The organism is Tsukamurella sp. DT100 (assembly GCF_049844855.1).
Classification (GTDB): domain Bacteria; phylum Actinomycetota; class Actinomycetes; order Mycobacteriales; family Mycobacteriaceae; genus Tsukamurella.
Genome location: NZ_JBNCLV010000001.1, coordinates 583,177 through 596,293, shown reverse-complemented (window position 1 = coordinate 596,293; position 13,117 = coordinate 583,177). Strand labels below are relative to the sequence as shown.

General features: G+C 72.8%; 12 protein-coding genes. 10 read left to right on the top strand and 2 right to left on the bottom strand.

Features of this window, described 5'->3' with window-relative positions; genetic code table 11:
- The first annotated feature begins 63 nt into the window (after window positions 1–63).
- The 3 genes from ACLQ3K_RS02935 to holA are packed head-to-tail and all read left to right on the top strand — an operon-like array spanning window position 64 to window position 3,482.
- Window positions 64–1,011: a helix-hairpin-helix domain-containing protein gene (locus ACLQ3K_RS02935; protein ID WP_425996852.1), complete on the top strand. Its 948-nt coding sequence runs from the start codon at window positions 64–66 to the stop codon at window positions 1,009–1,011.
- A gap of 1 nt (window position 1,012) precedes the next feature.
- Window positions 1,013–2,626 carry a ComEC/Rec2 family competence protein gene (locus ACLQ3K_RS02930; protein ID WP_425996850.1) on the top strand — a complete coding sequence of 538 codons (1,614 nt, stop codon included), beginning with the start codon at window positions 1,013–1,015 and terminating at the stop codon, window positions 2,624–2,626.
- A complete protein-coding gene (gene holA, locus ACLQ3K_RS02925) occupies window positions 2,541–3,482 on the top strand; it encodes a DNA polymerase III subunit delta (RefSeq protein ID WP_425996848.1) in 942 nt (313 codons plus the stop codon). The genes ACLQ3K_RS02930 and holA overlap by 86 nt, the downstream gene beginning before the upstream one ends.
- Window positions 3,483–3,627: 145 nt before the next feature.
- On the opposite strand, the gene rpsT is transcribed toward holA, so the two are convergent.
- Entirely contained in the window at window positions 3,628–3,888 is a 261-nt protein-coding gene (gene rpsT / locus ACLQ3K_RS02920; RefSeq protein ID WP_224646417.1) for a 30S ribosomal protein S20, read from the bottom strand.
- A gap of 307 nt (window positions 3,889–4,195) precedes the next feature.
- Here rpsT and ACLQ3K_RS02915 point away from each other — a divergent pair, with 307 nt between their 5' ends.
- From ACLQ3K_RS02915 to ACLQ3K_RS02895, 5 genes are all read left to right on the top strand, one after another.
- Entirely contained in the window at window positions 4,196–5,731 is a 1,536-nt protein-coding gene (locus ACLQ3K_RS02915; protein WP_224646543.1) for a circularly permuted type 2 ATP-grasp protein, read from the top strand.
- A complete protein-coding gene (locus ACLQ3K_RS02910) occupies window positions 5,718–6,701 on the top strand; it encodes an alpha-E domain-containing protein (protein WP_336671533.1) in 984 nt (327 codons plus the stop codon). The genes ACLQ3K_RS02915 and ACLQ3K_RS02910 overlap by 14 nt, the downstream gene beginning before the upstream one ends.
- The gene (locus ACLQ3K_RS02905; RefSeq protein ID WP_224646419.1) at window positions 6,698–7,540 is read left to right on the top strand and encodes a transglutaminase family protein; all 843 of its coding nucleotides are present in this window, start codon (window positions 6,698–6,700) and stop codon (window positions 7,538–7,540) included. Before ACLQ3K_RS02910 ends, ACLQ3K_RS02905 begins: the two co-directional genes overlap by 4 nt.
- A 13-nt stretch (window positions 7,541–7,553) precedes the next feature.
- A complete protein-coding gene (locus ACLQ3K_RS02900) occupies window positions 7,554–10,049 on the top strand; it encodes an excinuclease ABC subunit UvrA (RefSeq protein WP_425996845.1) in 2,496 nt (831 codons plus the stop codon).
- Window positions 10,050–10,129: 80 nt separating this feature from the next.
- Window positions 10,130–10,816 carry a type 1 glutamine amidotransferase domain-containing protein gene (locus ACLQ3K_RS02895; RefSeq protein ID WP_425996843.1) on the top strand — a complete coding sequence of 229 codons (687 nt, stop codon included), beginning with the start codon at window positions 10,130–10,132 and terminating at the stop codon, window positions 10,814–10,816.
- A gap of 1 nt (window position 10,817) precedes the next feature.
- Here ACLQ3K_RS02895 and ACLQ3K_RS02890 read toward each other — a convergent pair whose 3' ends face one another.
- A complete protein-coding gene (locus ACLQ3K_RS02890) occupies window positions 10,818–11,432 on the bottom strand; it encodes a type II toxin-antitoxin system PemK/MazF family toxin (protein WP_224646426.1) in 615 nt (204 codons plus the stop codon).
- Between the two features lie 106 nt (window positions 11,433–11,538).
- On the opposite strand from ACLQ3K_RS02890, the gene ACLQ3K_RS02885 reads away from it, so the two are divergent.
- Window positions 11,539–12,150, top strand: coding sequence for a maleylpyruvate isomerase family mycothiol-dependent enzyme (locus ACLQ3K_RS02885; protein WP_425996841.1), 612 nt, complete (start codon window positions 11,539–11,541; stop codon window positions 12,148–12,150).
- 8 nt (window positions 12,151–12,158) lie between these two features.
- The gene (locus ACLQ3K_RS02880; RefSeq protein WP_425996839.1) at window positions 12,159–13,115 is read left to right on the top strand and encodes an RNA polymerase subunit sigma-70; all 957 of its coding nucleotides are present in this window, start codon (window positions 12,159–12,161) and stop codon (window positions 13,113–13,115) included.
- The last annotated feature ends 2 nt before the right edge of the window (window positions 13,116–13,117 follow it).

Sequence of the window (13,117 nt, the reverse complement as noted above, 5' to 3'; positions counted from 1 at the left end):
AGGCGCTCTGTTTCTCGGTTCTCTGCGGGCTTTCCGACGATGCCCGCGACCTAGGTTCGTCGCATGAACGGCGAACGAGAAGCGACGGCCGGGACCGGCGTCGCGGACGAGCAGATCTTCGCGCGGCCGGCGTGGCTGGAGGAGTTCGCGACGGCTCGGCGTGATCGTCCGGATCCGCGCGGCGGAGAGTGGGACGACCTCGGGCCCGACGGAGGGGTCGCTCCGTCGCGCAGGGTGCGCATGGAGGACGACGACTTCTGGGACGAGCAGGAACCCACGGGGTGGCGCTCCACCGTCGAGAGGGTGCGCACGACGCCCCGGGCCGCGGTGGCCCTCGTCGTGGTGGGGGTGATCGCCGCCGTCGTAGCGGCAGTGGCGGTGCTCGGACCGTCGCGCGAGGGCGGGGCAGGCGAGTACCCGGTGGTGGACTTCGCGGGGTCGTCGACGTCGGTGGAGCCGTCGGCGGCCGCGCCGTCGGCTGGGGCCGGCGCGGCGCCGAGTTCTGCGCCGGGCGCGACGCCGACGGAGCTGGTGGTGGCGGTCGTGGGGCTGGTCCGCGCGCCGGGGCTGCATCGCCTGCGGCCCGGCGCGCGGGTGGCCGACGCGCTGACCGCCGCCCGCGGCGCGCTCGGCGGCGCCGACACCGCGAGCCTGAACCTGGCCCAGCCGCTGCGCGACGGCGATCAGGTGGTCGTCGGCGTGGTCGATCCCAAGGCCGGCGTGACGCTGCGCAGCTCCGTGCGCTCGGGATCCGCGGTGGCCGCAGTGCCGTCGGGTACGCCAGGAGGGGCGGCGAGTGGCACCGGGGCTGCCGCGGCAGGTGCGGTGAACATCAACACCGCGAACGCCACCGAGCTCGACCGGCTGCCCGGGGTGGGCGCGGCGACCGCGGCGGCGATCATCGCCTACCGCGACAAGAACGGCCCATTCCGCACCGTCGACGACCTCGGGAAGGTCAGCGGAATCGGCGACGCGAAGCTCGCCAAAATCAAGCCGATGGCCACGGTGTGACGTGCGTGAGCGGCTGGACCTGCGCCTGCTCCCGGCGGCGATCGTCTGCTGGGCGGCGGCCGCGGTCGCCCTGATCTCGGCCGCGGCGGCGTGGTGGACGACGGCGGGCCTGGCGGTGGCGGCGGCGGGAGCGGTGGGGCTCCGACGGCGGGATCCGAGGCCCGTGGTTCAAATGGTCTGTGTCGCGGTAGCCGCGGCTGCCGGCCTGGGCGCGGGCGTGGCCGCCTCGGTGGCCGTGCGGGTGCACGACCGCGAGCGCGCGGCGATCGCGGATTTCGACGGCGCCGGAGCGGTCGAGGTCGTGCTCGAGATCGACGAGTGGCCGCGGCAGCGCTCCGGTGATCCCGGCGGGCACCTCGACGCGTCACGGGTCCTGGTGCCGGCGACGGCTCTGGCGGTCCGCACCGATGCCACGACGCCGGTCCGCGGGGGAGTGCTGCTGCTCGGTGCGACGCACGACCTCGGCGCGCTGGTCCCCGGCGAGCGCGTCGCGATCCGCGCGACAGTGCTGCGAAGCACGCGGCCGGGCCTGGTGGCTGCGGTCCTCGTCGGTTCGGGGGATCCGACGGTGCTCGGGCGCGCGCCGCCGTACTTCCGCGCCGCCGCCGCGGTCCGTCGCGCGCTCGCGGCGGTGGCCGCCGAGGCGCTGCCCGTGGACGCCGCCGGGCTCCTGCCGGCACTCGTGCTGGGCGACGAGTCCGCCACGCTGCCGACGGTGCGCGGCGACTTCCAGGACTCCGGCCTCACCCACCTGACGGCCGTCAGCGGCGCCAACTTCGCGATCATCGCGCTGTGCGTCCTCGGACTGTGCGCGGCGGCGGGCCTGCCGCTCGCGGCGCGGGCCGCGGTCACGACGGTGGCGATCGTCGCCTTCGTCGGGCTGGTGGGGCCCACCGGGTCCGTGGTGCGGGCCGCCGTGATGGGACTGGTCGGAGTGGCTGCGCTGGCGCTGCGTCGCGGCCGACAGCCGCTCGTCGCACTGTTCGCGGCGGTCATCGTCCTCATGCTGGTGCGGCCGGCGCTGGCGCGCGACATCGGCTTCGCTCTCTCGGTGGCGGCGACCGCCGGGCTGGTGCTGTGGTCGCCCGTCGTGCGCGACCGACTCGTGACCGCACGGGTGCCGGACACCCTCGCCGGGCTGCTCGCCGTGACGCTCGTGGCGCAGGTGGTCACGCTGCCGCTCGTCGTGGCCTTCTCGGGTCGCGTGCCGCTGGGCGGGGTGGTCGCGAATCTGCTGGCGGGCCCGGTGATCCCGATCATCACCGTGGTCGGAACACTCGCGGCCGTGGCTGCGCCGATCGCGGCGCCCGTGGCCGCGCTAGCGGTGCGGGCGACCGGCCCGGAGCTGTGGTGGGTGATCGCGGTCGCGCGATGGTGCGCGCGGATCGGCGTCGTCGAGGTGCCGGGCGGCGCGTTCACGAGTGTCGTGCTCGTCGTGGCGTGCGTCGTCGTCGGTGGGGTCTGGAAGTATGGGAGTCGTGGTGGACAGCGCGCGCGTACACGTGGTGGTGGGGACCGAGGGCCTCCTGGTGGAGCGGGCGGTCTCGGCGATCGTCGACTCGGCGCGCGCGGCGGCGGGCGACGGCGGGATGGGCCTCCCGGGCGGCGCAGGTGACGCCGTGCCGGTCACCCGGATCCGCGCCGGTGACGTCGACCAGTCCGAGCTGGTGGAGCTGCTGAGCCCGTCGCTGTTCGCCGAGGAGCGCATCGTCGTCCTCGAGTCCGCGGGTGAGGCGGGCAAGGCCCCCGTCGACCTCATCGTCGAGGCGGCGAAGAGCCCGCCGGACGGCATCACCCTGGTGATCGAGCACAGCGGCGGCGGCCGGGCGAAGTCCATGGTCGCCGCGCTGAAGAAGGCCGGCGCGGAGCTGGTCGAGGTGCCCACGATCACGTCCGCGCGCGACCGGGCGGATTTCGCCAAGTCGGAGTTCCGGGCGCAGAAGGTGCGCGTCTCCGACGAGCTGGTGGACCTGCTGGTGGATTCCGTCGGCAAGGACCTGCGGGAGCTCGCCGCGGCGATCGCGCAGCTCGTCTCGGACACGGGCGGTCGGGTGGACCTGGCCGCGGTGCACCGCTACTACGCGGGTCGCGCTGAGGTCACCGGCTTCGAGATCGCCGACAAGGCCGTCGCCGGGCAGGTCGCGGCCGCACTGGAGGCGCTGCGCTGGGCCCAGCACCGCGGCACGCCGCACGTGCTCATCGCCGACGCGCTCGCGGACGCGGTGCACTCCGTCGCGCGGATCCGCGGCCTGGGGCGCACCCCCGACCAGTACCGGGACGCGGGGGAGCTGGGCATGGCGCCGTGGAAGGTGAAGAAGATGACGCAGGTGGCGCGACGGTGGCGCGCCGAGAACGTGGCAGGAGCGCTGCAGGCCGTGGCCGCCGCGAACGCGGACGTGAAGGGCCAGGCCGCGGACCCGGACTACGCGCTGGAGATCGCGGTCCGCAAGGTCGCCACCCTCGCGGGCTGAACCCGGCGCCTGAGCGGCGGGGCGGGAGGAAGGCACCGTCGAACGGTGCCCGCACCCGGATACGCGAAAACCGCGCCGTACCAGTCCCGGCCCGCGTGGTGCCGGGGGGTGGTGCGGCGCGGTGATACGCGCGTCTAGCGGAAGATCAGAGCTTGTTCAGAGCGAGCGAGAGCGCCGACTTCTTGTTGGCGGCCTGGTTGGCGTGGATGACGCCGGCGCTGGCGGCCTTGTCGAGCTGGCGGCTGGTGCTCACGAGGAGCTCGCCGGCCTTGGCCTTGTCCCCGGAGTCGATGGCCTCGCGGAAGTGGCGGATGGCGGTACGCAGCGACGACTTCGCCGACTGGTTGCGCAGACGGTTGCGCTCGTTGGTCTTGATCCGCTTGATCTGGGACTTGATGTTGGCCACGCGTTCAAACTCTCTTGTCTCGAAAGGGCAGCCGGTGATGACTGCCGACGTACCAGGTTACCAGCGGCCCGGACACAACCCAAATCGCGGCACCGCCTGCGGGAACGGTGCTCGACATCAACATTGCCACGCCGTGAACGAGAGCGCTGCCGAAACGGCGCTGGTGCGGCACGATGGCCGGGTGACCCCGCAGAAACAGGCCAAGTCCGCGACCCGGAAGCAGGCCGCCGCACCCCGACTGTCCGACGAGGCGCCCCTCTTCGCGGGCTACGACGACGCACCGTCGTTCGGGCGGGCGTTCGACGAGATGTTCGCCGACGACGGCACCGTTCGCACCCCGTACAAGCGGATCTTCGGCGCTCTGTCCTCGGCCGACGAGTCGGACCTGGCGGCCCGGGTCGACGCGCTCGGCGCCGCCTTCATCGACCAGGGCATCACCTTCTCGCTGGAGGGCCGCGAGCGGCCCTTCCCGCTGGACCTCGTGCCGCGCGTCATCGCGGCCGCGGAGTGGAACCGTCTCGAGAAGGGCATCAAGCAGCGCGTGCAGGCGCTGGAGATGTTCCTCGACGACATCTACTCGGAGCAGGAGATCCTGCGCGACGGCGTCGTCCCCAAGCGGCTGGTCACCTCCTGCGCCCACTTCCACCGGCAGGCCGCGGGCATCCGCCCGCCCAACGGGGTGCGCATCCACGTCGCCGGCATCGACCTGATCCGGGACGCCGAGGGCACGTTCCGCGTCTTGGAGGACAATCTGCGGTCCCCGTCGGGCGTGAGCTACGTCATGGAGAACCGCCGGACCATGGCGCAGGTCTTCCCCGACCTGTTCCAGCGGCACCGCGTGCGCGCCGTCGCCGACTACAGCTCCCACCTGCTGCGCGCGCTGCGCCGCTCCGCTGCCTCCAACGAGGCCGACCCGACGGTCGTCGTGCTCACCCCGGGTATGGCCAATTCGGCCTACTTCGAGCACTCGCTGCTCGCCCGGCAGATGGGCGTCGAGTTGGTCGAGGGGCGGGACCTCTTCTGCCGCGACAACGTGGTCTACATGCGCACGACGAGCGGCGAGCAGCAGGTCGACGTGATCTACCGCCGCATCGACGACGAGTTCCTCGACCCGATGCAGTTCCTCCCGAACTCGGTGCTCGGCGTCGCGGGCCTGCTCAACGCCGCCCGCGCCGGCAATGTGGTGATCAGCTCCGCGGTCGGTAACGGCGTCGCCGACGACAAGCTGACCTACACCTACGTGCCCGACATCATCGACTACTACCTCGGTGAGAAGCCGCTGCTGCAGAACGTCGACACCCTGCGCTGCTGGCTCGACGACGAGTGCGAGGAGGTGCTCGACCGCATCGACGAGCTCGTCATCAAGCCCGTCGAGGGCTCGGGCGGCTACGGCATCGTCTTCGGCCCCGACGCGAGCGAGAAGGAGCTCGCGACCATCCGCCGCAAGGTCGTCGCGGATCCGCGCGGCTGGATCGCGCAGCCGGTCATGCAGTTGTCGACGGTGCCGACCAAGATCGGCGAGCAGGCCCGCCCGCGCCACGTCGACCTGCGGCCGTTCGCGGTCAACGACGGCGACGACGTCTGGGTTCTGCCCGGCGGCCTCACCCGCGTCGCGCTGCCCGAGGGCTCCCTCGTCGTGAACTCGAGCCAGGGCGGCGGCTCCAAGGACACCTGGGTCCTCGCGGCCCGGTCCTCCGCCGCCGAGGCGGAACTCGAAGGCGTGGAGGTGGTCCCGAGCCGGGACCTCGCCGAACAGCAGCAGGTGGAGCTCGGCCCCGAGCTCAGCTCGCAGGACCAACAACAGCAGCAGGCTCGAGAGGAGGTCCGTGATGCTCGCCCGTAACGCGGAGGCGCTGTACTGGATCGGACGGTACGCCGAACGCGCCGACGACACCGCCCGCATGCTCGACGTGACCGTGCACCAGTTCCTCGAGGACGCCACCGTCGACGAGGACCGGGTCTCCCGCCAGCTCGTCCGCGTCCTCGGCATCCCCGAGCCGCCGGCCGACCAGCCGCTCGACCTGCGCTCGGTCACCGAGGTCGTCGCCTACAACCGCGACCCGGGCAGTGGTTCGATCGCCGCCACCGTCGCCTCCGCCCGCGAGAACGCCCGCGGCGCACGGGAGGTCACGAGCTCCGAGATGTGGGAGTGCCTCAACTCCACGTACAACGGCCTCGCCGAGCGCGAGCGCGCGGCCCGTCGGCTCGGCCCGCACGAGTTCCTCAACTACATCAAGAACCGCGCGGCGATGTTCTCCGGCCTCACCGATTCGACGCTCTCGCGCGACGAGGGCTACCGCTTCCTGCTCCTGGGGCGCTCCATCGAGCGGATGGACATGGCGGTGCGCCTGCTCCTCTCGCGCGCCGGCGACCGGGCGAACGCCCCCACGTGGGTCACGGTGCTCCGCGCGACGGGCGCCCACGACACGTACCTGCGCACGCACCGCGGCGTGCTCGACGCCACTCGCGTGGTCGAGTTCATCCTCGTCGACCGGCTGTTCCCGCGGTCGGTGATCCACGCGCTCACCACGGCGGAGGACTGCCTCAACGCCATCGAGGGCGGGCGTGAGGGCCGTCTCGGCACCCGCACGGAGGCGCAGCGCCTCCTCGGCCGCGCCCGCGGCGAGCTCGAGTTCCTCGCCCCCGGCGAACTCCTCGAGGACCTGCAGCGGCGGCTCCTCGCGCTGCAGGAGCTCGGGCAGGCCGCCGGCGAGGCGGTCACCGCCCGCTACTTCCACGTGACGCCCTACGTCGCGTGGACCGACGCCCGCGCCCGGGGCGACATCGACACCATCCTGGAGGGGGAGCTGTGAGCTGGCGTCTTCGAGTCGTGCACTCCACCGGTTTCGGCTACAACGCGCCGGTCACCTCGTCGTACAACGAGGCCCGCCTGACGCCGCGCAGCGACCAACGGCAGAATGTCATCCTCAACCGCGTGGAGACGGTGCCCGCCACCCGCGCCTACCGGTACACCGACTACTGGGGAACCGCGGTCACCGCCTTCGACCTGCACGCCCCGCACACCGCGCTCGAGGTCACCGGCGCCTCCGTCGTGGAGACCGAGGCCGCCGACGACACCGGCGATGTGGTCGGCTGGGACGAGCTCGCGACCGACCGCGTGCGCGACCGGTTCGACGAGCTGCTCAGCTACACCGACTACGTGCCCAAGCACCGCAAGCTCACGGCGCAGGCCAAGAAGCTGGTCAAGGATCTGGAGCTCGACGAGGCCGTGCTCGCGGTGTGCCGCTGGGTGCACGAGGAGCTGGACTACGTGCCCGGCACGACGGGCGTGCACTCGTCGGCGATCGACGCATGGGACGAGCGCAAGGGCGTGTGCCAGGACTACGCGCACCTCACGCTGCTCCTGCTGCGCAGCGTCGGCATTCCCGCCCGGTACGTCTCGGGGTACCTGCACCCGCAGCGCGACGCGGAGGTCGGGTCGACGGTGGCGGGGGAGTCGCACGCCTGGATCGAGGCGTGGACGGGGCAGTGGCGCGGCTACGACCCCACCAACGACGTCCCCATCGGCGAGCGGCACGTCTCGGTCGGTGTGGGCCGCGACTACGCCGACGTTCCGCCCCTGCGCGGCGTGATCGCGGGCGGTGGCGCGTCCGACCTCGACGTGGTCGTGGAGATCACCCGCCTCGCATGATGATTCGCTGCGCATGACCGACGACACCCCGCTGTGGATCGCGGTCCGCGGGGCGCGGGTGCACAACCTGCGCTCCCTCGACGTCGACGTGCCGCTGCGCCGCCTCGTCGCGATCGCCGGCGTCTCCGGCAGCGGCAAGTCCTCGCTGGCCATGGGCGTGCTCTACGCCGAGGGCTCGCGCCGCTACCTGGAGGCGCTGTCGACGTACACGCGCCGCCGCATGGCGCAGGCGCCCCGCGCCGCCGTCGACTCCGTGGAGCACGTCCCCGCGGCGCTCGCGTTGCGGCAGCGGCCCGGCGTCCCAGGCGTCCGGAGCACCTTCGGTACCAGCACGGAGCTGCTGAACGTGCTGCGGCTCATGTTCTCCCGCCTCGCCTCCCACCGCTGCCCGAACGGCCACTACCTCGACCCGACCATCGACGTCGCCGCCGGCCACGACCTCACCTGCCCGCAGTGCGGCGCCGTCTTCTCCCCGCCCGGCGCGGAGGCGCTGGCCTTCAATTCCGACGGCGCCTGCCCTACGTGCTCGGGCACGGGCGTCGTCCGCGCGATCGACGGGGCCGCGCTGGTGCCGGACCCGTCGAAGACGATCGCCGACGGTGCCGTCGCGCCCTGGTCGATGTTCGGCTTCTCGTTCATGCCGCAGGTCGTCGCCGACCTCGGGGTCCGCATCGACGTGCCGTACGTCGAGCTGACCGACGCCGAGCGCGAGATCGTGCTGCACGGCCCCGCCGAGAAGCGCAAGGTCGCGGTTTCCAGCAAGAACGGCAAGCTCTTCGAGGTCAACTTCACCTACCGCAGCGCGAACGCCGCCGTGCAGGAGGCGCTCGACAAGGCGACCACGGAGGCGGGCCTCGGGCGGGTCAACCGGTTCGTGCACGCGGGCCCGTGCGGCGACTGCGACGGCACCCGGCTCGGCCCCGGGGCTCGGGCGCCGCGGATCGGCGGCCTCGGCCTCGCCGACGTCAGCGCCATGACGCTCGACGAGGTCGTGACGTGGGCGCCCGGCACCGTCGGGCCCCTTCCGGCGGACATGCGCGCGATGGCGGCGATCCTCGTCGACACCCTCGAGACGATCGCCCGGCGACTCCTGGAGCTCGGTCTCGGCTACCTCGGCCTGGACCGCGCCGCGGCGACGCTCTCCACGGGCGAGCGACAGCGAGTGCAGCTCGCGCGGGCGGTCCGCAACCGCACGACCGGGGTGCTCTACGTACTCGACGAGCCGTCGGTCGGGCTGCACCCCGCCAACGTGGAGGGACTGCTCGGCGTGGTCCGGGACCTGTTGCGGGACGGGAACTCCGTGATCGTCGTCGACCACGACCTCGACGTGCTGCGCGAGGCCGAGCACCTCATCGAGATCGGCCCCGGCTCGGGCGCCGAGGGCGGACGCCTCCTCGCGCAGGGCACCGTCGCCGAGATCGAGGCCGACGGCGCGTCCGTCCTCGGTCCCTTCCTGGCCGGCCGCGAACCCGTCCGCACCAGGCCCCGCACACCCGACGACGAGATCTTCGCGCGCGGCCGGATCCACCTGGAGACCGCGCCGATCCACACCGTGCACGCCCTCGCCGTCGACGTCCCCGTCGGACGGGTCACGGCGGTCACCGGGGTGTCCGGCTCCGGCAAGTCGACGCTTGTGCTGGAGGGCCTGGTCCCGGCACTCACCGCGGCCGCTGCGGGCGAGCAGCTCCCCGCGCACGTCATCACGCTCGACGCACCGGGGCTCGGGCGCGTCAACCTGGTGGACGCGACGCCGATCGGCCTCAACGTGCGCTCGACCGTCGCGACCTACAGCGGCGTGCTCGACGACCTGCGCCGCGAGTACGCGAAGACCGCCGCCGCGAAGGCCGCGGATCTGAAGGCGGGCGCGTTCTCGTACAACACGGGCTCGCTGCGCTGCCCGCGGTGCGACGGTACCGGACAGGTCTCGCTGGACGTGCAGTTCCTGCCGGACGTCGACATCGAATGCCCGGCCTGCCTGGGCCGACGGTACGCCCCCGAGGCCGCGTCGGTGCGGTGGCCGGAGCCCGACGGGCTGTCGATGCCGGACCTGCTCGCGCTCAGTGTCCGCGAGGCCGTCGACTTCGTGCCGGTGCCGCGGATCGCGAAGAAGCTGCGCACCCTGGCCGACCTCGGCCTCGGCTACCTCACGCTCGGCGAGGCGACCCCCGCCCTCTCCGGCGGCGAGGCGCAGCGCCTCAAGCTCGCCGGGGAGCTGGGCCGGGACCAGTCCGACGCGGTCTTCGTGCTCGACGAGCCCTCGGTGGGCCTGCACCCGCGCGACGTCCGCGTGCTGCTCGACGTGCTGCAGCGCCTCGTCGACCGCGGCGCAACGGTGATCGTCGTGGAGCACGATCTCGACATGATCGCCAACGCCGACCACGTGATCGACCTCGGCCCGGGTGGCGGCGCCGCGGGCGGCACCGTCGTCGCGGAGGGCACGCCGGAGGAGGTGGCCGCGTCGCCGGCGAGCGTGACGGGGCGGTTCCTGCGGGAGCATCTGGGCGTGTGAACGATGTATGCGTTGCTTACATGGCCCGGTCGCGCTAATGTAAGCAGTGTCAACTGCAGTCGTTCGCCGGGAGTCCCACCATGCCGAAGCGCATCCTGAACGTCGTCACCAACGTCGGCCATTACGACGACCCGTCGCACCAGACGGGCCTATGGCTCTCGGAGCTGACCCACGCCTGGCAGGTCTTCGAGGAGGCGGGTTTCGAGCAGGTGCTCGTGAGCCCGCAGGGCGGGGAGGTGCCGCTCGAGCCGCGGTCGCTGAAGTTCCCGAACTACGACAGGACGGCGAAGGCCTGGCGCGCGGACCCGTCGCGGATGGCCCTGCTGACGAGCACGAAGAGCCCGGACGAGATCGACTCCGCGGACTTCGACGCCATCTTCTTCACCGGCGGCCACGCCGTGATGTACGACTTCCCGGACAGCGAGGGGCTGCAGCGGATCAGCCGCGAGATCTTCGAGCGCGGCGGCGTCGTCTCCTCCGTCTGCCACGGCTACTGCGGGCTGCTCAACACCAGGCTCTCGAACGGCGAGTACCTCGTCGCCGGCCGCAAGGTCACGGGTTTCGCGTGGCAGGAGGAGGTGCTCGCCCGCGTCGACAAGCTGGTCCCGTACAACGCCGAGGACGAGATGAAGAAGCGGGGCGCGCTCTACGAGAAGGCCAGGCTCCCGTTCGTCTCGTACGCGATCTCCGACGGCAACCTCGTCACCGGCCAGAACCCCGGCTCCGCGAAGGCGACCGCGCGCAAGGTCGTCGAGGTGCTGGGCTGACTCAGCTCCAGCCGTACTCGTCGCGCAGGCGCTGCGCGACGGACTCGAAGCGCCGCCGGTCCAGCACGGCGCCCTCGCGACGGATGCCGTCCTCCGGCACGTCGAGGACGCGGTCGAGCCGCACCCAGGAGGGCCGCTGATCGGTGTCCCAGGGGCCGGACCCGATGCCGACCCAGTCCGGATCGCCCATGTGCCGTTCCTGGCTGGACAGCATCAGTCCGAGCAGGCTGTTCACCGAGCGCCCGACGACCAGTACGGGCCGGTCCTTGCCCTGGCCCGCGTTCGGCCCCGTCGTCTCCTCGAACTCGACCCAGGTCCACACGATCTCGCCCGGGTCGGCCTGCCCGTCGAGCTGCGGGGCGTAGAAGACGCCGCGCGCCATCAGTGCGGTCGGGGTGAACGTGCGGGTCACAGGCCTGCCGGGCGTGAACTCCTTGGGCTCCGCCGGAGCCTCCAGCCCGAGCGCCTGGTTCACGGTCTGCGTGACCACCTGGGTGATCGCGTCCCGGCCGGCGCGGACCGGGGGACTGTTCACGACCTGCGCGGCGAGGCGGGGGCCGTGCTCGCGTGCGAGCTTGGCCGCCACGGCCGCGAAGCGGGTGAAGTCGTTCGCCATACCCCTCAGGATAGGCCCGGACCGCCGATGGTCGCTCGCGCGACGAATTCCGGCGGCCCCGCTCGTATGCACCTGTGACGACCGATTCCGAGCACAGGAGACCGCCATGACCATCCGCACCGACACCGACCTGTACGACGCCACCGTCGCTGAGCGCGCCCGGATGGCCGCGCTGCTGGCGGACCTCACCCCTGCGCACTGGGCCGCCGACTCGCTCTGCGTGGGCTGGCGCGTGCGCGAGGTGGTCGCGCACCTGAACATGACCGACACCCAAACGCAGGAGCAGTTCGGCGCCGCCCTCGCCGAGGCGGGCGGCGACATCAACGCCGCGGTCGACCGCACCGCCCGCGACGACGTCGCCCGCTACTCCGACGCCGAGCTGCTGGCGATCCAGCAGGCGCGCGTCGCGAGCCGGTGGACGCCGGGGCCCGGCGCGACGCAGGGCGCGCTCGCCCACGAGGTGATCCACGGCCTCGACATCACCGTCCCGCTGGGCCTGCCCGGCCCGGCGCCCGAGGTGCTCGCGGCGACGGTCGCCGGGTCGACCGCGGAGGGCCTCGCCTTCTTCGGTGTCGACCTCACCGGCCTGCGCCTGACCGCCGTCGACTCCGACCTGGTCCTCGGCGACGGCCCCCAGGACGTCCCGCTGCCGACGGCCACGATCGTCCTGATCGCGACGGGCCGACGCCCGGTCCCGGACCCCGCCGCCGTGGGATGATCGCGACTGTGGCGGTGGTCGACGGGGCGGTGATCGACGAGGGACTCCTCGGCCAGCTGCGCCCCGAGCTGGTCCGCTACTGCTATCGGATGATCGGCGACGGTGCGGGCGCCGAGGATGCCGCGCAGGAGGTGCTCCTGCGGCTGTGGCGCACGCGGGAGACCTACGATCCGGCGCGTGCGAGCGTGCGGACCTGGGCGTACGCGATCGCGTCCCGGTACTGCATCGATCTGCTCCGCGCCGCTCCGCGCAAGGCGCTCCCGACCGACCTGTCGGAGCGGAACGGCGCGGGGGACCAGGCCTTCGCGGAGCTGCGGCCCGGCAGCTGGGTGACGCCCCTGCCGGACGCCGGCGGCGATCCGGCCGCCGCCGCCGAGCGGCACGAGACCATCCGGATGGCCTTCGTCGCCGCGCTGCAGCACCTCACGCCGTCGCAGCGCGCGGTCCTCGTCCTGCGCGACGTCTACCGGCACAGCGCCGCCGAGACCGCGTCGATGCTGGGGATCAGCGCGGCCGCCGCGCACTCCTCGCTGCAGCGCGCCCGGAAGTTGCTCGCGGGGGCGGAGCCGGCACCGTCGGACGTCCCGGCCCCCGCCGTGGACCAGCGGCTGCTCGACGGCTTCGTCCGCGCCTTCGAGCGCCACGACGTGGCAGGACTCGCCGCTCTGCTCGCCGAGGACGTCGTCTTCTCCATGCCGCCCGTCGCCTTCTGGCTGCGGGGTGCGGACGACTACGCGGCGCTGTTCGGCTCGGGCGACGCCTGCGTCGGGCACCGCCTCGTCGCGACGACCGCGAACGGCTGCCCGGCGTTCGGGCAGTACGCGCCGGGCGACGAGGACGGGATGCGCCCGTTCGCGCTCGTCGTCCTCGAGTCCGACGGTGCCCGGATCACCCGAGTGACCACGTGCTTGGACCAGGCGGACCGGTTCGAGGCCTTCGGCCTCCCGGCCCGCCTGCTCCCGTGACG